Origin of the sequence: Mycobacterium tilburgii, assembly GCF_902168065.1 — a bacterium.
In the GTDB taxonomy this organism is placed as follows: Bacteria; Actinomycetota; Actinomycetes; order Mycobacteriales; family Mycobacteriaceae; genus Mycobacterium; species Mycobacterium tilburgii.
In genome coordinates this window covers 1-19,430 of record NZ_LR655721.1, presented here as the reverse complement: position 1 = coordinate 19,430, position 19,430 = coordinate 1, and the positions used below count along the sequence as shown (strand labels likewise).

Sequence of the window (19,430 nt, the reverse complement as noted above, 5' to 3'; positions counted from 1 at the left end):
GGCTCAGTAGGCCGCGGATACTGGAACTTGTGATGCAGTCTCGATCCTCCTTGGAGCGCGTTGTCATGTGCCGCGCCGATGGCAATTTGATCAACGTGCTGGTCGTGGACGACGAATCGGTTCTGGCCGAAATGGTCTCCATGGCGATGCGCTACGAGGGCTGGAACATCGCGACCGCCCGGAACGGCGCGTCGGCCATCGCCCCGACGTCGTCGTCCTGGACATGATGTTGCCCGACATGAGCAGCCTCGACGTCCTGTACAAAACTTCGCGAAGAAATTCCTCAACTCCCGGTGCTGCTGCTGACGGCCAAGGATGCGGTGAAGGATCGGATCGCGGGGTTGTCCGCCGGTGGCGACGACTACGTCACCAAGCCGTTCAGCATCGAAGAGGTGGTGCTGCGGTTGCGAGCGCTGTTGCGGCGCACCGACGTAACCACCGTGGACAGCGGCGCGCAACTCGTCGTCGGCGACTTGGTGCTCGACAAGGATGGCCACGAGGTGACCCGCGCGGGTGAGCCGATCTCGTTGACCTCCACCGAATTTGAGCTGCTGCGCTTCATGATGCGCGGCGGCCGATCAAACATCGTCGAGCTGTATATCTAGTATCTTCGCAAGAAGATCGACAGTGGCTGACCCGATGATCCACACGCTGCGGGGTGCGGTTTATGTCCTCAAACCAGCCCGCTAGGACACGGCGAGTCTGGTCGCTTCGGCTGCGGTTGCTGGTCGGCCAGGTCGTGATGCTTGCCCTGGTCTGCGTCGGGATCGCCGCGGCGACCGAACTTTCGCTCAATCATCACCTGATGCGCCAGCTCGACTAGCAGCTCGACGGCACCTCGCATCGCTCCGCCCTGCTATCCGGAACCTAACCGTCCTGGGCGGCACCGCGATCGGGTCTACTACCCACGGCCCGCGCTTCCTTGACGCGCTTGGATAGCCGGCCGGCATGGTCGCGGCGGTGGTCAGCACCGGTAGGACGGTCGACGCCGGCTACCTGACCAGCGACGGCTCCCGGGCCGCGCTGAGCGACAAGGCGCAGTAGCAGCTCGCGGCGATCGCCGGCAGCCACGCACCGGTGACGCTGGATCTGGACGTCCTGGGCAGCTACCGCGTGGTGGCGGCCCCGAGCCGGCGTGGCGGCGACCTGATCGTCACCGGGCTGTCGATGGCCGCGACATCGACGCCACGTTGCTGCAGATGCTCGTCCTCTTCGGAATCGTCACCGTCATCGCCTTGGCCGCGGCGACGATTGCCGGAATGGTGATCATCCGGCGCGCGCTCGCGCCGTTGCGCCGCGTCGCGCAGACCGCCCGCCGTGTGTCGAACCTGCCGTTGGACTGCGGTGAGGTGGAACTGCCGGTGCGGGTGCCCAAATCCGACGCGAACCCCGCCACCGAGGTCGGCCAGCTCGCCTCGGCACTCAACCGGATGCTCGACCACATCGCGGCCGCGCTATCGGCACGGCAGGCCAGTGAGACCCGGGTGCGTCAGTTCGTCGCGGACGCCAGTCACGAACTGCGCACCCCGCTGGCCGCGATCCGCGGTTACACCGAACTGACGCAACGCATGGGCGATGACCGTGAGGCGGTGGCCCTCGCGATGAGCCGGGTCGCGTCGGAGACGGAGCGGATCACGCGTCTCGTCGAGGACCTGTTGTTGGCGCGGTTGGATTCCGGCCGGCCGCTGTGGAACGCGAACAGGTGGACCTGTCCCGGGTCTCGGTCGACGCGGTCAGTGACGCACACGTGGCGGGGCCGGATCCACCAGTGGGAGCTCGACCTGCCCGAAGAACCGGTGGTGGTCGTCAGCGACGCGGCCCGCCTGCACCAGGTGCTGACGAATCTGCTTGCCAATGCCCGCATTCACACCGGGGCAGGGATCGTTGTGACGACACGGTTGAGCACCGACGCGACCCACAGCGTGCTACAGGTGATCGGCAACGGCCCTGGTATTCCGAAAGCGTCGCAGTCCGAGGTTTTCGAGGGCTTCACGCGCGGCGATACCTCACGCTCCCGTAAGAGCGGAAGCACCGAGCTGGGTTTGGCGATTGTCTCGGCAGTTGTCAAGGCGCACAACGGAACCATCTCGGTAGACAACTCGCCCGGGCGGACGGAATTCACGGTGCGGTTGCCACTCAATGGGTGGCAACCGCCCGCAGGTTCGGCTAGCTAAAGCAGGTTACGTCGATTTCGAAGGGCTTGCTCACCCGCTGCGTGGGGTTGGCCATGTCGATGCCGGTGGCGGTGCCGGTGATCTTGTAGCTGTTGCCGTTCTTGGTGGCCGAGGCGTTGCCGCCACCACCCGCCGAGGAGTAGGCGAGGTTCACGCCGTTGACGTTGCCCAGTCCGACGGACGTCACCTGGGGCGGGTTCGCATCGGTCAGTACCGCGGCTATACCCGTTGCGGCCCCGCCGATTGCGATGTTGATGTTGCCGCCTGCCGTGGTGCACACGACCGAGCCGGATACGTTCTGGTCTTTGCCGTCGATGACGACCTTGGTGCCGCCACCACCGCTGGCGGTCGACGAGCTCGTCGATGGGGACCCACTCGTGCTCTTCTTGTCGCTCGAACAACCGGATAGACCTGCGATCAGAATCGCTGCTCCGGCAACCGCGACCGTCAGTTCAGGCTTCACCTGTTCTCCTTGCCCGATCGTTGCGGCCCACCACATCGAGGGCCGTTTACGCAGTATGCGGGTTTGCCGCGCTGGGCAAGAGAGGTTCGCGCAAATTGTTTCGTTTGGTTAACCGGCTGCCGTCACGCAGTTCCGTTGCCCCGCTGAGGAAAAAGTTGCGCCAGGTCGGGGTAGTCGGTCATGAACGTGCGGATCTCCATTCCCCGCACGCAGATATCTTTGAGTAAAATGAAATTGAACGGGATGGCCGGGATGCTGCCCGCGGCGTAACCGAGCGTGACAAACGTGCCGCCGCGCGCCAGCACCTGCAGTGCCGGATCGGGATATGCTCCGCCGACCGGGTCCAGGACAACGCGGGCAATGTCGCCGGTGAGTTCGCGGATCCGCATCTTGAGATCCTCGCGGTCGTAGTCGACGACGGCCTGCGCGCCACGTTGGCGGCACAGCTCGAGCTTTTCCGGGCTCGACGCCGCGGCCAGCACCCGGACCCCCATCGCCACAGCCAGATCCACCGCGGCCAGACCCACCCCGCCCGCGGCGCCGGCACCACGACCCAATCTCCTGCTGTGACAGCGGCATTCGAGCGCAGGGCGTGTTTAGGCGGTGCGGTAGGTCACGCCGAACACGGCGGCCGAGGCGAAATCCGCATCGTCGGGCACGGTCGTCTCTTGCGCGGCGTCGAGCAGCGCTTGTTCGGCGAACGCGCCGAAGGTGGTGCCGGCCACGCGTTGTCCCGGACTGAACGGCGCACCCGCTCCGGCGGCGATCACCTCCCCGGCGATCTCGTTGCCCGGGATGAACGGCGGCGGAATCTTGACCAGGTATCTGCCGGCGTGAACAGCACATCGGGAAAGTTGACCGCCGCGGCGTGCACCCGGACCAGCAACTGGCCGGGCGCCGGCACGGGGTCGAGCACCTCGTCGAGTTCCAGGCTCTCCGGCGGACCGTACGAGCGACAGACGACAGCGCGCATCAGGTGACTCCCAGGCCGTTGAGACAGAACTGCACCACATGTGAGATGTCCTCGGACTGCGCGGCCGAGCCCAGGTAGCGGCGCATCGGTGCCGCCGTGCAGCAGAACACTGCTTCGACATTGCGATCCACGTCGTTACTGCCCAGGGCCGCAACCGGTTCGACCAGCAGGTCACGCAGCGGACGCATCATTTCCTGGTCGACCGTACGCCAATTGGCGTACGGTCGACATCTAACCGGCCGCGGCGCGGCTTTTGCTGACCAGATCGGGGCGGCGACCTGGGCCAACGTCCCCTCGATCCACCGGACGATCTTGTCCGTCGGCGCCGCCTCCTTGGCCATCTGGTGCTCGAGGTAGGACACCACGATCCCGACGCCACGCTCCATGACCGCCAGGATGAGTTCGTCCTTGCCGGCGAAGTACCGGTGAAACGCCTTGTTCGACGAGCCGGCCTCCGCGACGATGTCACACATGGGGCGCCTCGGGTGCGACGCGTTCCATGACCCGTACCGCGGCGGCCAGAATGCGTTCTACCTCCTCGGTCGCCTCGCGCTTGGCGGTCGTCGAGGGCGCGCTCAACGGCCGCGGCGACTCTGTTGGTTATGGCGAATGTGTGTGTGGGAAAGCTACCGACCAGCGCGCCATACTTCTCCCGGGCCGCCGACCGGCGCACGTCGAGCATCTCGCTGGGCCAGTCCTCGTCTTCGGCGTCGTACCCTTCAACAGCATCCGGGCCAGGTTGACCTTGTGCGCTTCGGTCGGGCCGTCGGCCAGCCCGAGCGCGATCCCGCCGAGCAGCACGTTGACCAACGGCAGCTGATCGGTCAGACCGAGCGCGCCGTGCACCTGAATCTACCGTAGCGCAATCGATTTCAACACTTGAGAGGCCAGAATCTTACAGGCGGCGATCTCGGCGCGGGCACCGTGCTCGTCGCCGTTGTCGATCAGCCAGGCGGCATGCAGCACGGTCAGCCGGAAGGGAATCAGCTCGGTGTAGGAGTCGGCGACGAATTGTCCAGATAAAACCCGTCGGCCTTGGGGGTTTTCGTCGTCGTAGCCCAGCAGCGCCCAGGCCAGGTCCAGCAACGGGTCTCCGACCGTCGTCATCTCCCAGTCCACGATCGCGGCGAGGCGGGGCCGGCTGCCATGCGCGAACCACATTGGCGAACCGGTAGTCGCCGTGCATGATCCCGGGCCGGTACGACGTGGGCCGGTTGCGACGCAGCCAGTCGGCGGCCTCATGCAGCCCGGGCAGCTCGCGCACCCGGTACGAGTCGAGGAACGCCAGCCAGCGATCGACCTGGCGGTCGTGGAATCCGTCCGGGCGACCGAAGCCCTCGAGGCCCTGGCCCCGCCAGTCGACGCGGCCGAGTTTGGCGGCCCCCTCGACGAGTTGGAACGCCAACCCGCGCCGGGCCTCCAGATCGGTGTCGAACGGCGGCTGCCAGCCACCGTCCATCGGGCTCCAGCCGTCGATCGCCCGCATCACGTAGAACAGCAGGCCCAGCACGGTGCCGGTGTCGTCGGCGGGCATCGACTTCCGTCGGCGCATATCCGATCAGGCCAGCGACAAGGAGTCCGAGCACACGCCCGAAGTCGTCGCGTCGTTGATCTCGCGCGGTCTGGCGGAGCTGGCCAGGCTGCCCGGCTAGCCGCGCGAAGCGGTGTGCTGCTTCTTGGCGGCGCGGCGCAACTGCAGGATCCGCGCGGTCCCGACGGCTACCGTCAGCAGGCCGCCGACGACGGCCGCGAGCAGGATGGCCACGCCCAGCGGCAGGGTCCAGTGCCAGCCCAAGAACTGGAACGGCGTCGACGTCGTGTTCTGGATGATGAAAATCAGCAGCAGGATTAAAATCAGGAAACCCGCGATCAAGGCCGTCCAGAGTGCTCCGGCGCGGGTGAAGCCGATTGCGGGGTCGGCGGGTTTTGCGCCGCGGGGTCCTGACGCGGGTGTGGGGGGCGGCGAAGGCGGTTCGGGCGGCGGGTTACCCGGCAAACCAGGAGTGATGCTGCTCATAGATCCATCTTTATCCGATCGTGACCAGATTGAAACCAGACCCGCCAAACCGTCCGCTTTCGGGCCGGGCGTCGGGCCGATTCTGCCGTTAGCGCCGGCCCATCGGCGCGGCGATGTGACGCAGACCGCAGTTGGCGACCAGCCTGCCGCGGTCAGTGACCAAGTTTTACGGTATGGAGTGTGAACAGCCCCTCTGACCCGACTCAACGCGTCTGGCCCACGATGCTGACCTGGCGCGCGCCTGACATCTCCCGCATGGAATCGGTGCGAGTTCAGGTGTCCGGCAAGCGAATCAAGGCCACCGGCCGTATCGTCGCCGCGGCCACCGATAGCAATCCCGCCCTCGGAGCCTTCTACGAGCTGCAGACCGACGACAGTGGCGCCACCAAGCGGTTCGGGCTGACGATCACCCTCGCGGAGCGGGAGCGGCAACTGGCGATCGCCCGTGACGAAGAGAACATGTGGATGATCACCGATCACCAGGGCGAGTGGCGCGAGGGATACCAGGGGGCGCTGGACGTCGATGTGGTGTTCAGCCCGTTCTTCAACGCCTTACCCATCCGCCGGCTCGGGCTCCACGAACACGCGGACAGCACCGCGCTGCCGATGGTCTACGTCAACGTGCCGGAGATGTCGGTCACCCCGGCGACGGTGAGCTATGCCAGCGAGGGCCGATTGGACGGGATCAAGTTGCATTCGCCGGTAGCCGACACCACGGTGAGCGTCGACGCGGACGGGTTCATCGTGGACTATCCCGGATTGGCAGAGCGGATCTGATCACGCCGCCCGCTCGCCCGGCGGCGGCCAACTCCTCGCGCCAGTTCTCCGCGCCGATCACCACGGCGAAGATGTCCGAGCGCGGAAAGCGGTCGTAGCGCGTCCGTGCGGCGTGGCCGGCCTCGATGAGTTCGGCCACCGAGTTATCCCAGTCCAGCGAGTCGCGGGCCCGGCTGAGCAGGTCCATCACCCGGTCGACAGCCGTCAGCAGGTGGCTGCTGTTGCCTTCGCACATGGCGCGCACCAGGTCGGGGGCGCTGCCGGCCACCCGGGTGCCGTCCCGGAAGGATCCGGCGGCTAGGGCGAAAGCGAGCGGTACCTCCGCCGCCGTGACGGCCAGCGCCTCGGCCAGCAGGTGCGGCAGGTGGGAGATGGCGGCCGCGGCGGCGTCGTGCGCGTCCGATTTGGCCGGGACCACCACCGCGCCGCACTCCAGCGCCAAGTTCATCACCATCCACCACACCACCGGGTCGACGTGGTCGTCGACGCTGACCACCCAGGGGGCGGCGGTGAACAATCCGGCGTGCCCCGCCGACCATCCCGAGCTTTCGGCGCCGGTCATCGGGTGACCGCCCACGAATCGCTCCTGCAGTCCCGCCGCGATGACCTCGTCGAGCACCGCCGATTTGACGCTGGTCACGTCGGTGAGCGGGCATTTGGGGGCCAATTCGCTGACGTGGGCAAGCATCAGCGGCAGGGCCGGCATCGGCACGGCCAGCACGATCAGCGCGCCGGTGTCGGCGGCTCGGGTGAGCGTGTCGTGGAGGTCGGTGGTGGCGGCGAACCCCTCGGCGAGGGCGCCGTGCGCGCCCTCCACCGAGCGGTTGTACCCGAACACCTCGCGGCCCGCGGCCGCGGCGGCCCGCATGATCGAGCCGCCGATCAGTCCCAAGCCGAGCACGCATACCGGGGTTCTGCTTCCCGCCCCGGTCGAAGTCGCAGACACCATCCAAGGTTGGCACAGTTGGGCGGAGAACGGTGGCTGCAGGTCCCCGCGGCGGCGGGTGCTGTCTGGTCAAGCGGCCTGGTCAGCGACTAGCGTAGGCGGCCATGGGACGAGAGCGGGCCGCAACGCAAGGGGCGTCCGTGGACACGCCGGACGGCTTTGGTGTCGCCGTCGTACACGAAGAGGGCCAATGGCGTTGTTCTGTGATGTCGCCGAAATCGCTGACGAATTTGGCCGCCGCCGAGACGGAACTGCGCGAACTCCGTAGCGCGGGCGCGGTCTTTGGTTTGCTCGACATTGACGACGAGTTCTTCGTCATCGTGCGGCCAGCGCCGTCGGGCACACGGCTGCTGCTCTCGGATGCCACCGCGGCGCTGGACTATGACATCGCCGCCGAGGTGTTGGACAACCTGGACGCCGACATCGACCCCGAGGATCTGGAGGACTCGGAGCCGTTCGAGGAGGGCGACCTGGGACTGCTGTCCGACATCGGGTTGCCCGAGGCGGTGCTGAGTGTCATCCTCGACGAGTCCGATCTGTACGCCGACGAGCAGCTGGGTCGCATTGCCCGCGAGATGGGCTTCGCCGACCAGCTGTCGGTGGTGATCGACCGCTTGGGTCGGTGATCGCTAGCGCCGGGTCGGCGAGGACGGACGAAGACTTGATCCGCGCCGCCCTGGAGGTTGCGGGCACCGCGGGCCTGCGCGACGTGCCGATCGGGGCGGTGATCGTCGCCGCCGACGGAACCGAACTCGCCCGAGCTGCGAATGCCCGAGAGGCCCTTGGTGATCCGACCGCGCACGCGGAAGTCTTGGCGCTGCGCGTGGCGGCCGCGGCGCTCGGCGACGGGTGGCGGTTGGAGGGAACCACGCTGGCGGTCACCGTCGAGCCGTGCACGATGTGCGCGGGCGCGCTGATCCTGGCCCGCGTCGCGCGGCTGGTGTTCGGCGCGCGGGAACCCAAGACCGGCGCGGTCGGGTCGCTATTGGATGTGGTCCGCGACCGCCGGCTCAATCACCGACCCGAGGTGCGGGGCGGTGTGCTGGCAGAACAGTGCGCCGCGCGGCTGGAAGAGTTTTTCGCCCGCCAGCGATTGGGGTGAGCGGGCGCCGGTTGGGTAAGCTGCTCGGCGGTGGCGTGTCCGAGCGGCCTAAGGAGCACGCCTCGAAAGCGTGTGACGGCTAAAACCGTCCGAGGGTTCAAATCCCTCCGCCACCGCCAAAGCCCCGAAACCTGCAATGCGGGTAAGGGGCTATTTCTCTGTTCGCTGACCTTGGTTTGCCCACACTCGCAGGTGAGTACGAGTTGTGAAGAGCGACCGCGACAGCATCAAGATCGGTGTTGAACGGATCCGCCGGGCACGAGTCGCTCCCGAATTTTCGTGGCCGAGCGTGCGGCTGACGGCTAGCTCGTTGGCGCCTGTGCCGATTGCCAAGCTGGCCGCGGAGTGTCCCATATCGTGCGGGGTGACCCGCTGCACCTTGGCACGTTTGACCGCCTCGGCGAACCAACCGCCGCTGGACTTCTGGCCGGCTGCGTAGTCCTCGCCTCGGCGGAACACGAGGGCATCAGGACCATGCCCGCCGATCTGATTCTTGAGTTTTGTCATTACGAATTTGGGCACCGGTAGACGTGTTTGCGCTTCGGTTTTATCGACTTCGCGCGCCGCTTGGACTCCAAGCCCGGCACTTAAGTCAAACAGCCCCGACTTGTCGGCGCCCATAAGCCTTTTTACTGCCAGCATTAAAAAGGTTGAGGGTTTCGGTGTTTGCCGCAAAGGTGCGTGCTTATGCGCCGCAGAATTCGACGTTCGGCGCCACTTGGCGCACGCGGGTTGCGATACGCACCCGGCAACCATTGTGGCGGTGAAAGCGCGGACGAAGGCCAGGATGATGATTCTGGTTATGTATCGTGACATAAGGCGACCGCCTTCCTCGAACGGGGAAATGATGAGTGTTTGAAGCGTAGAACTGTGGACAACGCTGCGGCCGGATTTTCCCGGGAAATCCGTGCTAGTTACTGGACTCCCAGAGGAGAGCGCGGGATTCATCCTCTGTACAGAATTATCTCCCCCCCCCCCCGCGGAAAGAGCTTAAGACGGTGGAGACCCTCGAGTGGCTTAGCCTGCTTCACGATGTCAGCGAGGGCGTCGGCGTCATCTGACGAACTTGGCTGCAAGTCAGTCATCCCCACCTTGTCTGCATGACGAAACGGGACCACCTACCTGTGACGTAATAAATGAGTTTCGGGTATTGTTCGCATTCGATCCATGGCGAATCGCGGTTCTTCTTGTTGCGGGTGACAAATCCGGGCGATGGGGCCGTTGGTATAAGGACAACATCCCGATCGCGGATGAGTTTCTCGACTAACACTTAGAGGAACTGCGACGCAAAGGAAGGGAGGGTGGATAGTGGCCACCTTGAATGATTGGCTCACCAAGCGACCGGTCGACCGAGCTGCGATTGACACGCATAAGGCCCGTATATTGTCTGACGTTCGCGCATATAAGCTGCGTGAGCTGCGAGAAGCTCTCGATCTCACTCAGGTCTACGTGGCAGAAATTATGCATGTCAGCCAGAACAGTGTTTCAAAGGTTGAACGCGAAAAGAGCGAGCGCACTCAGGTCGACACATTGCGCCGCTACGTCGAAGCAATCGGTGGCGCGCTGCGTATCGAGGTTAAGATCGGAGACGAGCGCATACAGATCGCATAGCAATCGGGCCGCTCTCGGAGAGTAAGGTGCGGCCCGAGCCGGCGTTACGGCCGCGCGCCTTCTTCCGGCCGACGCTGGTCTTTCGCGCGGCCTCGGCTGTTTGGATCAGTCCGGTGAGCAACACCTGCACCGCCTTGGCTCGGCCCGCATGGTCGTCGTCGGCGACGGTCATCCGGGTGAACATCGCGATGTCGTCGGCCGTGACGTCAGAATGCAGCGCTCCGGCCTTGCGGAGCCGCGTGGTGAACGGTTCGACGAGGTCGACGATCAGCCGATGGGCGTGCGCCCGGGTGCGCGGTTGCGAGCCGCAGAATTGTCGCCGTGTCGGCGTCGCTGGGTTCGCAACTGCCGATGAACATCGAGCGGAACGCCTCGAGCGCGTCGGGGATGTCCGCCGCGGTATCCGTGCCCGCGCGGGCCTCGGCGATCAACTCGTCGAGCACCGCGACCACCAGATCGTCCTTGTCGGCGAAGTGGCGGTAGAGCGTGGTGGCTCCGACGCAACGACGTGGCGCCGGACTTCACGATTGAGGTGGCACTGATCAACTGCCACTATCCGGTCACGCACGACTCGTTCGTCTTGCAGTGGGGCGTGGCGGTCCAGGAGTTTCCCGGTTTGCCGGCGGCCGGCGCGACCAAGCTGGCCGCCGCGATGAGCCGCTCGTTCGGTGAGGGCTTCCTGGACGACGTCGATACAAGACCCGCATCGAAAATCCGTTGCTCACCGAGGAGGCCGGCGCGGTGTATCAGCACCGACGCTGGTATGGGCAGTTCTACGTCGACGTCGCCGAAGTCACCGCCGAGATGACGGATCGCTTCGAAATCAAGGTAGACACCAACCACGCCAACAAGTTCTGGCAGCGGGAGGTCGCGCAGAACCTTGCCGCGTCGGACCGTGGTTAGCACCGGACCGTCGGGTGGTGACCGGCTACGGAGTCAGCCGATGCCGCCGGTCAGCCCGCGCACCGTTTGCACCTCGTTGCTGCGATAGGCCCGCCCGTCGGGCAGCAGCAGGTCGTGAAACCAGAGTTTCGGTGGCGCCGTGTACGGGTGATCCCACGAGTCCCAGGGGAAGTAGGTCTGTGTTTTGCCGGCGACGAAGCCCCAGTTGAACGCACCTACGTTGTGCCGCTTGGCAATTGGAAGAATTGTCTCGATGGTGCTGCCCTGGGATCGGGCCATGTATTCGGTGCACAGGATCGGCCGACCCATCGGCGTCAGCTCGTTGATCTTCGACGCGAACTCGGCCGGCTTGCCGTAGTTGTGGAAGGTGATCACGTCGGCGTTGTCGAGCTGGATGCCGCTGATGGTGCTCCGGCTGCCGGGATCTCCCCAAGAGCCTTGCCAGACGCCACTTGTCAACGGCTGCGCCGGATCGACCGCGCGGGCCCAACGGAACACCTGGGGCAGCAGGTCGGCGACGAGTTGCAGCTTGTCTTTGCGTTCGACCTTGCGGTATTCCTTCGCTGGATTGTCGGGCTCATTCCACAGATCCCACCCCAGCACCCGGTCGTCATTGCGGAACTGTCGCAACACACCCGTGACGTAGTCCTGCATCACCGGGATGTAGCGCGGGTCGCCGAGCCGCTCGGCTCCCGGGCTTTGCACCCATCCGGAGTTGTGCACCCCGCGCACCGGCGGGTGCTGCGGCCCGGACTTGGGCAGCGGATCCCAGCACGAGTCGAACAGGACGAAGAGTGGCTTGATGGCGCGGCGCGCGGCAATTGCGACGAATTGGGCGAGGCGGCTCTGAAAGCCCTGGCGGTTCTGGGCCCACAGTTGGTCGTGGAGGAAAACCCGCATGGTGTTGAATCCCATGGCGTGGGCGACGCTCAATTCGCTGTCGATGCGTTGCGCGTCAAAGGTTCCCGCCTGAAACATCTCCAGTTGGTTGATGGCGGTCGAGGGGATGTAGTTCGCGCCGACCAGCCATCCTTGCGCCTTATACCAGGTCTTGGCGCGCTCCGGCGACCACCGCCCGGTTTCTGCGGCAACACGGGGTGCGTGGGCCAAGACCGCACCCGCTGCGAGCATTAGTGGCAGCTTCATGGCCGTGCGGCGGTTCACGAAGTGACACTAGATGTCCCTTGTCGTGCAGGCGGTTAGACGCGCCGATCGCAATCCGGGATGTTGGAAATTGTGACCTGATCGTGATCCTGCGCTAGCGCAGTTTGCGGCCGTGGTTGGCCTTCACGCTGCCGGTGAACATCATGATCGCGTCGACGACCGCCCAGACGGCGCTGCCGAGCAGGACCGGAAAACCGAGGAAACAGAACACGCTAAAGATCCAGTCCGAACAGGCCCAGCAAGAGTTGCGCTACCGCGATCTGGGTTGTGTCGATGTAGAAGCGACCGACGCCGAACACGCCGAAGAACAGTCGCAAGAGCCCGGCCATGGTGCTCGATTTGTCCGACAGCGGGAGACCCGTGGCGGGATCACGGCCGAACGGTGCGTGCGGGTCCACCGCATAGCCCCGGATAGCCGGCATAACCGGGAAAGGGCTGTGGCTGTGGGTAGCCGGGCGGCTGTTGGTAGCCGGGGTATCCCCCGGATACCCGGACGGCGGGGGCGGCTGGTAGCGGGCGGTTGCCAGGCCTCGGGAAGCTGTCCGGGTGGGTTCGGCGTCGACATTGGCCGGCGAAAAGGTGAAGGACGCCTTCAAGAAGTAATCACGCTCTTGACCAGCAGGTTTACCGTGGCCGCGGTAAACCTGCTGGTCAGGTTTGCCCGTCAGACAGTGCGCCAGGCCCACGCGACGGTCCGAGGCCGCCGGACCTGCCGCGCATCCACCGATCGGATTATCGTCGTCTTATGCCGCTGCCTTACGTCGACGCCCTGCGCGGGCAGCTCGGGGGCGATCGCTCGCGGTGTACCCGGTGAGCTACCCCGTCAGCAGCGACTTCAACAACTCCGATTTCCCGGCGACGCTCATCGACGGGATTCGCGACGCCAGCTCGGACCTCGAGTCGATGGCGGCCATGATCACGTCTCAGGCAGCACCGCCGGGGTCGCCGAAATCGATTGGCTCACCGTGTAACTGTCGATGCCCTCGATGCCGAGTTCCCGTCCGTAGCGGCTGTCCTTGACACCCCCGAACGGTGCTGCCGTATCCATGATGTAGCCCTCGTTGATGCCGAAGGTGCCCGACAGGATCCGGGCGGCCACACCGTATCCGCGCTCGACATCGCTGGTGAACATCGAACCGGTTGACGGTGATCCCGTGGGGGTACTCGTGGGCGAGCGACTTCGTGAGGGTGATCACGCCCGTTGGACGCCGCGTAATGGGCCGCGAACGGGGATCCGCGTTGCGCACTGGACGACGAGATCATCACGATCCGGCCCCATTTTGCGTCGACCATATCGGGCAGCGCGACCTAGCAACAGTGTAAAGATACCGGTCAGGTTGACGTCGATGATCTTCGACCACGACTCCGGGGTGATCTGGTCGAACGGCGCGAACCCGAACATGCCGGCACACGTGACCAGCACCAACATCGCTTCGAGCGCGCTGCGCGCCTTGGCGAAGGCGTGCTCCACGCCCGCCCGGTCGGAGACGTCGGCTCCCAGCGCGATCGCGGTGGTCCCCGCGGCGCGCAGGTCATCGGTAACACGTTGGGCCGCTTGCTCGTTGACATCCAGCACGCCGACGCTGTGCCTTGACGCCAAAGTTCTCACCGGGGCGGCCCTGTCGATCGTGGTGCGCTACGGCGGTTAACCGAAGCCGATCCGATCACTGTGGGGCAACGGGGGTGATCGCTAACGGGCGGCCGCTGTCCCGGCGAGTCCGCGCGTCGCGCACCGTGTGGACCTACGAACAGCCCGAGCCCACGTCGACCTACCTGATAACGTTGCAGATTGGCACCTAGAGGCCGCATTACCCGGGCGGCTGCGAAGCAGCTTCGACCACGATTTCGCCCGCCGACCCGAGATGATGGAACTGTTCATCGACCTGTTCGGCCAGTATCCCTTGGGCAGCGGCTACACGGTCGTCGTCACCGACGACGCGCTGGATATACCCGCTTGAAGCGCAAGGCATCTCGATCTTCGGTACCAAACATTGCGACGGCACCCGGTCGAGCGAACGGCTCATCGCCCACGAACTGGCACACCAATGGTTCGGCAACTCGGTGACTGCGCACCGCCGGCGAGACATCTGGCTACACGAAGGATTACGGCGTCGAATCCAACCGGGTAGAGCTCCGTGGTGGACCGGTTGATGGAACCATCCCGAGTAGTTCTCTCAGATGGCCCGTACATCACAGGAGATCTTTCCGTAGCCCTCGCCCACTTCGTATTCCGCGGGCAGGGTGATCTCGCGCATCAGGGTCCGCACCTCTTTGCCCGCGTTCATCTCGGCCACAGTCTGGTCGTGCACGTGTTGAATGGCGTTGCGCAGCCGGGTCAGTTCGGCGTGGATGCGGTCGGCGCCCGTGATCGGTTCGAAGTGGCCGGTGACCAGCAGCTCGGGTGCAAGTCGAGCACCCGCTCCACCGACGCGATCGCCATCAGGGCGTCGCGATACCGGTCGCCTCGCATGGTGACGAGGTTGGGGATGTGCCCGAAGATCGGCCTGAAGGTGTTCCCGCACAGACAAATTCGCTGCCTCGGGCAGACATACCACCAGGGAGTTGGTGGTCTCGCCGCAGGGCACCGAGATCAGCTCCAGGCGCCGGCCGCCGACCTCGAGGGTCAGGGTGTCGTCGAAGTCCAGATCGACGTTCGGGACGCTTTGGCCGGGCAATTTCTTGGTGCCCAGCCGGCGCTGGATGGCCTGGACGCCGGTCGCCAGCTTGTCTTTAAACGCGAACACTGCGGCTCGCCCGATAGAGGATGAGGCGTTCGTCATCGTCACGCCATGCCGTCCGATTGTATTGGGCGACAACAACTATGATCGGATCCCGCAGGCTGTCCAGGCCGCCGACGTGGTCGACGTAGCCCTGGGTGAAGATTGATGTAGCGCACTGTCGACGGCGTCGAAGTTGGCACAGTGCACCGGCCCCTCGAACCCCATGCCGGTGTTGACGACGACCCGGCCATCGCCGGTGGTCAGCAGGTACGAATTGGACAGCCCCGGTGAACACCACAGTTCCGGGGCGATCTGCTCGGCCCGGCCGCCGGCTGCAGTGCGTCGGCGCCCGGTGTGCTGCGGTATATTGGCTCGAACATCGCTGCTGTCTCCTTCATTCGGGGCGGACGTCGAACCGGTCGAAGTAGAAGCTGAACCGGCCGCGCAACTCCTCGGCAGTGACGCCGAAGTGCCGCCGCAGGTCATAGCGGGTCCGGCCGTTCTTTACGCGCGGATTGTCGTCCAGGTACTGCTAGAACCAGGCACGCACCTTCGGGGTCACCTCGACGTCGCCGCGCCGGTAAAGCTCGTCGAGCACCGGCATTTTGTTGCCGTTGAGTTGGTGGAAGCTGACGTCGATGCTGCGGTCGGGCGGTATCAGGTTGGGGTCGCGGACACACGCTCTCGGCAGTCGGTGCACCCGATCGGTCTAATTAGTCCAGCAGCCATTACGGCTCGATGGTGGTGCGGCGCAGCCGGTCGGAATAGGCCATCATCGTGATCGCCGACTGCACGACCGCGACGGGATCGCGGTGGGTGAACGCCACCGTCGCGTCGGGAAAAGTCGCCATCACCGGACCCAGTTGCTCGCAGTGCTGGGGACTCTTCAGAATCCACGTTCGCGGGCCCCGCAGAAAGGTCAGGGCCTGCAAAACCTTCTTCAGGTAGGCGTAGTGCCAGCGCCAAATAGTAGTCGCGCCAATCCGGCACGCGCGCATGCCATACCAAGACGTAGCCGCGAAATCGAGGTCGAGCAGCTCTACCTCCTCCTCGATCGCCTCCGGGAATCGATCGTGCATCGCCGCCACCACCGGGGCGCTGGCCACCAGCGCGTCGGACTCGGCCTTCGCCCGGGCGTAGCGAGGGTCGATCCCGTCGATACCCGGGCCCTCGCCGCGCGCGGGTATGGGCTCCTGACTCTCCCAGTACGGCAATGCGCGCAGTACAGCAGTGCGCGCCGGCGTGGGTCGGCGGCAATGAGATTCACCAGATGCGTGGTGCCCGACCGCGGCATGCCGACCACGATGAACGGCTTGTCGATCGTGATCGATTCGATCTCCGGATACCGCGTGATCAGTTCGTTCAGCGACAACCCATTTCGCAGCAGGCGGACCACTCGTTGCCGCAGGGTCGAGCGGGTGAGCTGGCGCAGCCCGTCGACGGCTTCGATCGCGGCGACGTGCGCGCGCAGCCGGTCGCCGAAGCCGTTGGTGTCGGCCAGGTTGTCGGCGCCGGCTTGGTCGATGGCCTCCACGAGTATCCGGTCGATGACGAGGTCCACCCGCCTGGCCTCGGTGAATTCCAGGATCTGGCGCTGAGTGTCGGTCAGCCGCGGGGAGGCCAGGTCGTCGAAATCGAGGTCGGCGATGTCGGAGCCCGCAGCGCTCATGTGACTGCCTCCTCGACGGGTGTCGAATCGCAGTTCGCGAGGCTTACAGGTTAGCCGGGTCGTCGGGAACGGTCGACTTGGTGTTCGCGCAACACCTCCAACGGCACCACCTCGAGGGTGCGTTCTTGGGTGGAGGCCAACACCACCGGCGCCGCGCAGCCGTCCTGGTGGACCTTGAGGCCAGTTCAGGGCGGTGACGCACCAGCGGTCACCGGGCAGCAGGCCGAGAAACCGGTACCGCGGCACCGGTGTCAACAGATCGTTGCCGATGGAACGCTGGTGCTCGAGAAATTCGGTCGTCATCACCGCACAGATCGTGTGGCGGTCCGACGTCCTCGCTGCCGTACGGTTGCAGCGGGCTGCCCAGCACGTTGCGATTGGACACCCCGTAAGTATTGTGCCGTCAGGGCGGAAGTTAGAAGAGACTTCGCCGACCGCGGGCAGCAAATTTGTGCCAGAGTATTGCTGGCGATACGGACAGCGATGTCTGGAGCAATTCGCTGCACTCGCGACGGAAGGGTCACTGAGCATCCTTCAGGCTCGATTTCGCCTGGTCCCCACGTCCTTCGTTCTTGGTGTCGTCGTCGCCGGTCAATTTGCAGACGGCTTCCTGCGCCTGCCCACCCAGGTCCTCGATCTTGTTCTTGATCTTGTCTTCGGTGCTCGGGTCGTGCTCCCTTCTGACGCGATGTCGTTACGCTCCCGGCTACCCGTGAACCTTCGGTATTAAAATCCCGGACCGCGATCGAACCGACCGCAACGCCGGCCCGTACCCCAATCTCCTGGCAAACAGGCTGGTCGCCGGCGGGCAGGCGAGGGACCACAATGGGTTCATGAGCACCCCGGTGGTGGTGGCGATCGTCATAGTGCTGATGCTGCTGGGCCTGGGCGTCGTGATCAACCAGCTGCTGAGGCTGCGGAAGTATTTGGGCGAAGCGCCCCCCGGTGCGAATGCGGACGAGCCGCCGCACGATCTGCCGCAGTGATACGCACGGCATTGCCGGACTGATAGCATACGTTCACGCAATGGCACCTCAGCGGGGAGGCGCCTCTCCGGTGTAGCAGGCCCCGCTGCACACATCCGGGCGGCACAATGGCAACTTCGACTCTGCTCACCACTGGCGACGGCTTGCTGCGCGGTGTCTCGGGGGCCGCCGACCCGCATTTCGCGAACGTCGTGAAGAAATTTGCTCAGCAGTTTCCGGGGCGACGCCTCGGCGGCGGCGCGCTGTGCGTCTTACATCGACGGCGTGCCCGTCGTCGACGTCTGGATGGACTGGTCGGACCGGGCCGTCACGCAGTCGTGGAGGGCCGACACCGGAGCGATGGTCTTCTCGGTGACCAAGGGCGTCGCGTCGGCGGTGATCCACCGGCTCGCCAACCGAGGTCTGCTGTCCTACGACGACCCGGTCGCCGAGTATTGGCCGGAATTCGCGGCCAACGGCAAGGGCGGCATCACCGTCCGCTGGATGTCACCCGCTATACGGTTTACAACTACCTCAACGAGATACATGCGCGGATATCAAGCGCTCAACAGATTCAACCGGGCCTCGGTGGTTGAAGACGGCATCGGTGAATCAGTGATATCGCCACCGACGATGCCCAATCTGTTGGTGCGCGGCGATCGTCAGAGGGTATCCCGCTGCAGATCGCCGAAGGCTATCGGCCTGTCTGCGCGAGCTATCGCACCGGTGAGAATACCGACATTCCAGTGGATCCTGGCGAGGCTGGCCCACCAGTAGTAGCGCCCAAGGCGGATGCTTGAGTGTTCTGCCGAGGCGATCGCTCGGGGGCTTGCCCACCGGGTCGTGGCCGACGATGTGGTCGCGGCCACGATCGCGGAGGCCGCCGATCTGGGTGCCTTGCCCGTTGCGGCGTATCGGTGATACCAAGACCCAGTTGCGGGCCCCTTCGCGGATCCGCGAAGGGGCCGTCACCGATGCGGGCGTGCGTCAACTGTGGGGCGCGCAAGAGACCCAGCAGCGCATCGCCGCCTACGTCGAGAGCCTCAAGCGACGGGACTGATCACTCGTCGAGCGCCACGCCGCCGCGGGTGCGCCGGCGCCGCATCCGGTGCGAACCCTTGCCGGTCGGGCGGCGGTTGCGCAATCCGGTGCGGGAGTCCTCGGTGCTCTCGGTGTCGTCGGCGGACGCCGGCTTTTCGGCTTTGACGGCTTCGACAGCTTTGGCCGTGGGCTCGGCGGATTCTTCCGCGGTGACCGTCTCGCTCTTGCCGGCCTCGTCGTCGGCCGCGATGTCAGCCTCGTCGTCGGATTCGGCGGCCTTCTTGCGGCGCAAACCCCGCTTCGCCTTCTTCGGCTTGATCGGTTTCGGCGGAGGCGGCGGCAGTTCGGCGACGAACGACAGATAGAACGCAAAGATACCGAGCAATCCGATCGCCGCGGCGGCGCCGTAAATGCCGAACAGGTATTTTCCGGCCGAATCCAGGCTGAGCCAGATTTCGCTGATTGCGGTGCCGATAATCAGCGCGCCGGCCAGCACATGGGCCACGATCGACCAGACCCGCAGCGTCAGCGCAAGCTGCGGTGTGCCCAGCTCAGGCTTACGGGTACGCAGGTGGGTGAACACCACCGGCAATGCGGCCAGCGCGATCAGCGCGCCTGCGCCGATCCGCCCCGCCATTCCCAGCGCGCGCGGTGTGTCGACCATGAGCTCGGACCAGCGGGGGAGCACGCAAAGGAAATAGAGGACGCCGGCGCCGATCGAGAACAACAAATGCCACGGTATGGCGACCTTGCGGCCCATACGCCTCCTCCTGCTGGTGAGCCCACGTCAGCCTAGAGGCAGACAAACCGATTCCAACAACCGTTTGGCCGCGTCGACAAACCGAGTGCACTCAAATTTGCGGAGGATGCGGGATTTGAACCCGCGAGGGCTGTTAACCCAACCC

19 protein-coding genes, 1 tRNA gene and 14 pseudogenes are annotated in these 19,430 nt (G+C 65.2%); 14 read left to right on the top strand and 20 right to left on the bottom strand.

Features of this window, described 5'->3' with window-relative positions; genetic code table 11:
* Window positions 1–65: 65 nt before the first annotated feature.
* Window positions 66–690 (top strand): annotated as a pseudogene (locus FQ389_RS12815) (response regulator transcription factor).
* Window positions 668–2,174: pseudogene (locus FQ389_RS12810) on the top strand (sensor histidine kinase). Before FQ389_RS12815 ends, FQ389_RS12810 begins: the two co-directional pseudogenes overlap by 23 nt.
* Here the strand turns inward: FQ389_RS12810 and FQ389_RS12805 are convergent.
* From FQ389_RS12805 to FQ389_RS22545, 5 genes and pseudogenes are all read right to left on the bottom strand, one after another.
* Entirely contained in the window at window positions 2,167–2,637 is a 471-nt protein-coding gene (locus FQ389_RS12805; RefSeq protein ID WP_144208226.1) for a lipoprotein LpqH, read from the bottom strand. The pseudogene FQ389_RS12810 and the gene FQ389_RS12805 overlap by 8 nt on opposite strands.
* A gap of 164 nt (window positions 2,638–2,801) precedes the next feature.
* Window positions 2,802–3,610: pseudogene (locus FQ389_RS12800) on the bottom strand (NADPH:quinone oxidoreductase family protein); the annotation flags it as partial.
* Window positions 3,610–4,214: pseudogene (locus FQ389_RS12795) on the bottom strand (TetR/AcrR family transcriptional regulator). The pseudogenes FQ389_RS12795 and FQ389_RS12800, both read right to left, overlap by 1 nt.
* A 27-nt stretch (window positions 4,215–4,241) precedes the next feature.
* Window positions 4,242–4,624, bottom strand: a pseudogene (locus FQ389_RS21325) (acyl-CoA dehydrogenase family protein); the annotation flags it as partial.
* Window positions 4,624–5,141 (bottom strand): annotated as a pseudogene (locus FQ389_RS22545) (phosphotransferase family protein); the annotation flags it as partial. The pseudogenes FQ389_RS21325 and FQ389_RS22545, both read right to left, overlap by 1 nt.
* Between FQ389_RS22545 and FQ389_RS18100 the strand changes: the two are divergent.
* Window positions 5,128–5,262, top strand: a pseudogene (locus tag FQ389_RS18100) (phosphotransferase family protein); the annotation flags it as partial. The pseudogenes FQ389_RS22545 and FQ389_RS18100 sit on opposite strands and share 14 nt — an antisense overlap.
* Here FQ389_RS18100 and FQ389_RS12785 read toward each other — a convergent pair.
* On the bottom strand, window positions 5,259–5,627 hold the full coding sequence (locus tag FQ389_RS12785; protein ID WP_144208185.1) for a LapA family protein: 369 nt from the start codon (window positions 5,625–5,627) through the stop codon (window positions 5,259–5,261). The pseudogene FQ389_RS18100 and the gene FQ389_RS12785 overlap by 4 nt on opposite strands.
* Window positions 5,628–5,849: 222 nt before the next feature.
* On the opposite strand from FQ389_RS12785, the gene FQ389_RS12780 reads away from it, so the two are divergent.
* A complete protein-coding gene (locus FQ389_RS12780) occupies window positions 5,850–6,404 on the top strand; it encodes a putative glycolipid-binding domain-containing protein (protein WP_407662877.1) in 555 nt (184 codons plus the stop codon).
* Here FQ389_RS12780 and FQ389_RS12775 read toward each other — a convergent pair.
* Entirely contained in the window at window positions 6,367–7,353 is a 987-nt protein-coding gene (locus FQ389_RS12775; protein ID WP_144208179.1) for a prephenate dehydrogenase, read from the bottom strand. The two genes, FQ389_RS12780 and FQ389_RS12775, sit on opposite strands and share 38 nt — an antisense overlap.
* A gap of 101 nt (window positions 7,354–7,454) precedes the next feature.
* On the opposite strand from FQ389_RS12775, the gene FQ389_RS12770 reads away from it, so the two are divergent.
* The 3 genes from FQ389_RS12770 (at window position 7,455) to FQ389_RS12760 (ending at window position 8,571) form a co-directional block, all read left to right on the top strand.
* Complete coding sequence (locus FQ389_RS12770) at window positions 7,455–7,976, top strand: tRNA adenosine deaminase-associated protein (RefSeq protein ID WP_144208176.1); 522 nt, start codon at window positions 7,455–7,457, stop codon at window positions 7,974–7,976.
* Window positions 7,976–8,452, top strand: a complete 477-nt coding sequence (locus FQ389_RS12765) for a nucleoside deaminase (protein WP_144208223.1) — start codon at window positions 7,976–7,978, stop codon at window positions 8,450–8,452. The genes FQ389_RS12770 and FQ389_RS12765 overlap by 1 nt, the downstream gene beginning before the upstream one ends.
* Window positions 8,453–8,481: 29 nt before the next feature.
* Window positions 8,482–8,571: transfer RNA gene (locus FQ389_RS12760), tRNA-Ser, on the top strand.
* Window positions 8,572–8,602: 31 nt separating this feature from the next.
* Here FQ389_RS12760 and FQ389_RS12755 read toward each other — a convergent pair.
* On the bottom strand, window positions 8,603–9,127 hold the full coding sequence (locus tag FQ389_RS12755) for a tyrosine-type recombinase/integrase (RefSeq protein WP_186296406.1): 525 nt from the start codon (window positions 9,125–9,127) through the stop codon (window positions 8,603–8,605).
* Window positions 9,128–9,518: 391 nt separating this feature from the next.
* Here FQ389_RS12755 and FQ389_RS22540 point away from each other — a divergent pair, with 391 nt between their 5' ends.
* Window positions 9,519–9,719, top strand: a complete 201-nt coding sequence (locus tag FQ389_RS22540) for a type II toxin-antitoxin system RelE/ParE family toxin (protein ID WP_407662875.1) — start codon at window positions 9,519–9,521, stop codon at window positions 9,717–9,719.
* 38 nt (window positions 9,720–9,757) lie between these two features.
* The gene (locus tag FQ389_RS12745; protein ID WP_144208170.1) at window positions 9,758–10,063 is read left to right on the top strand and encodes a helix-turn-helix domain-containing protein; all 306 of its coding nucleotides are present in this window, start codon (window positions 9,758–9,760) and stop codon (window positions 10,061–10,063) included.
* Between the two features lie 206 nt (window positions 10,064–10,269).
* Here FQ389_RS12745 and FQ389_RS12740 read toward each other — a convergent pair whose 3' ends face one another.
* Window positions 10,270–10,515 (bottom strand): hypothetical protein, encoded by a 246-nt coding sequence (locus FQ389_RS12740; protein ID WP_144208167.1) that lies wholly within the window; start codon window positions 10,513–10,515, stop codon window positions 10,270–10,272.
* Between the two features lie 38 nt (window positions 10,516–10,553).
* On the opposite strand from FQ389_RS12740, the pseudogene FQ389_RS12735 reads away from it, so the two are divergent.
* Window positions 10,554–10,966: pseudogene (locus FQ389_RS12735) on the top strand (3-ketosteroid-9-alpha-hydroxylase); the annotation flags it as partial.
* A 33-nt stretch (window positions 10,967–10,999) separates the two neighbouring features.
* On the opposite strand, the gene FQ389_RS12730 reads toward FQ389_RS12735, so the two are convergent.
* The 4 genes and pseudogenes from FQ389_RS12730 to FQ389_RS12710 form a co-directional block, all read right to left on the bottom strand.
* Entirely contained in the window at window positions 11,000–12,130 is a 1,131-nt protein-coding gene (locus tag FQ389_RS12730) for a glycoside hydrolase 5 family protein (RefSeq protein ID WP_144208164.1), read from the bottom strand.
* A 212-nt stretch (window positions 12,131–12,342) separates the two neighbouring features.
* The gene (locus tag FQ389_RS12725; RefSeq protein WP_260860736.1) at window positions 12,343–12,816 is read right to left on the bottom strand and encodes a TM2 domain-containing protein; all 474 of its coding nucleotides are present in this window, start codon (window positions 12,814–12,816) and stop codon (window positions 12,343–12,345) included.
* 230 nt (window positions 12,817–13,046) lie between these two features.
* Window positions 13,047–13,268: pseudogene (locus FQ389_RS12715) on the bottom strand (aldehyde dehydrogenase family protein); the annotation flags it as partial.
* 1 nt (window position 13,269) lies between these two features.
* A pseudogene (locus FQ389_RS12710) lies at window positions 13,270–13,757 on the bottom strand (SDR family NAD(P)-dependent oxidoreductase); the annotation flags it as partial.
* Between FQ389_RS12710 and FQ389_RS12705 the strand changes: the two are divergent.
* Window positions 13,711–14,233 (top strand): annotated as a pseudogene (locus FQ389_RS12705) (M1 family aminopeptidase); the annotation flags it as partial. The pseudogenes FQ389_RS12710 and FQ389_RS12705 overlap by 47 nt on opposite strands.
* A 1-nt stretch (window position 14,234) precedes the next feature.
* Here FQ389_RS12705 and FQ389_RS12700 read toward each other — a convergent pair.
* The 6 genes and pseudogenes from FQ389_RS12700 to FQ389_RS12680 all read right to left on the bottom strand — a co-directional run.
* Window positions 14,235–15,230 (bottom strand): annotated as a pseudogene (locus FQ389_RS12700) (MBL fold metallo-hydrolase); the annotation flags it as partial.
* Window positions 15,231–15,382: 152 nt separating this feature from the next.
* Window positions 15,383–15,550 (bottom strand): hypothetical protein, encoded by a 168-nt coding sequence (locus FQ389_RS18095; protein WP_186296405.1) that lies wholly within the window; start codon window positions 15,548–15,550, stop codon window positions 15,383–15,385.
* Between the two features lie 28 nt (window positions 15,551–15,578).
* Entirely contained in the window at window positions 15,579–15,929 is a 351-nt protein-coding gene (locus FQ389_RS12695; protein ID WP_144208161.1) for a sulfotransferase, read from the bottom strand.
* Window positions 15,890–16,519 carry a sulfotransferase gene (locus FQ389_RS12690; RefSeq protein WP_144208158.1) on the bottom strand — a complete coding sequence of 210 codons (630 nt, stop codon included), beginning with the start codon at window positions 16,517–16,519 and terminating at the stop codon, window positions 15,890–15,892. Before FQ389_RS12690 ends, FQ389_RS12695 begins: the two co-directional genes overlap by 40 nt.
* Window positions 16,520–16,562: 43 nt before the next feature.
* A pseudogene (locus tag FQ389_RS12685) lies at window positions 16,563–16,904 on the bottom strand (DUF2237 family protein).
* 135 nt (window positions 16,905–17,039) lie between these two features.
* Complete coding sequence (locus tag FQ389_RS12680) at window positions 17,040–17,168, bottom strand: CsbD family protein (RefSeq protein WP_144208218.1); 129 nt, start codon at window positions 17,166–17,168, stop codon at window positions 17,040–17,042.
* 184 nt (window positions 17,169–17,352) lie between these two features.
* Here FQ389_RS12680 and FQ389_RS18090 point away from each other — a divergent pair, with 184 nt between their 5' ends.
* From FQ389_RS18090 to FQ389_RS20210, 3 genes and pseudogenes are all read left to right on the top strand, one after another.
* Window positions 17,353–17,505, top strand: coding sequence for a hypothetical protein (locus tag FQ389_RS18090; RefSeq protein WP_186296404.1), 153 nt, complete (start codon window positions 17,353–17,355; stop codon window positions 17,503–17,505).
* A gap of 107 nt (window positions 17,506–17,612) precedes the next feature.
* Window positions 17,613–17,985 (top strand): annotated as a pseudogene (locus FQ389_RS12675) (serine hydrolase domain-containing protein); the annotation flags it as partial.
* Window positions 17,986–18,418: 433 nt separating this feature from the next.
* Window positions 18,419–18,544: a hypothetical protein gene (locus FQ389_RS20210; RefSeq protein ID WP_260860735.1), complete on the top strand. Its 126-nt coding sequence runs from the start codon at window positions 18,419–18,421 to the stop codon at window positions 18,542–18,544.
* Here the strand turns inward: FQ389_RS20210 and FQ389_RS12670 are convergent, their stop codons facing one another.
* A complete protein-coding gene (locus tag FQ389_RS12670) occupies window positions 18,545–19,285 on the bottom strand; it encodes a hypothetical protein (protein WP_144208155.1) in 741 nt (246 codons plus the stop codon). It abuts the gene before it with no gap.
* Window positions 19,286–19,430 lie beyond the last annotated feature (145 nt).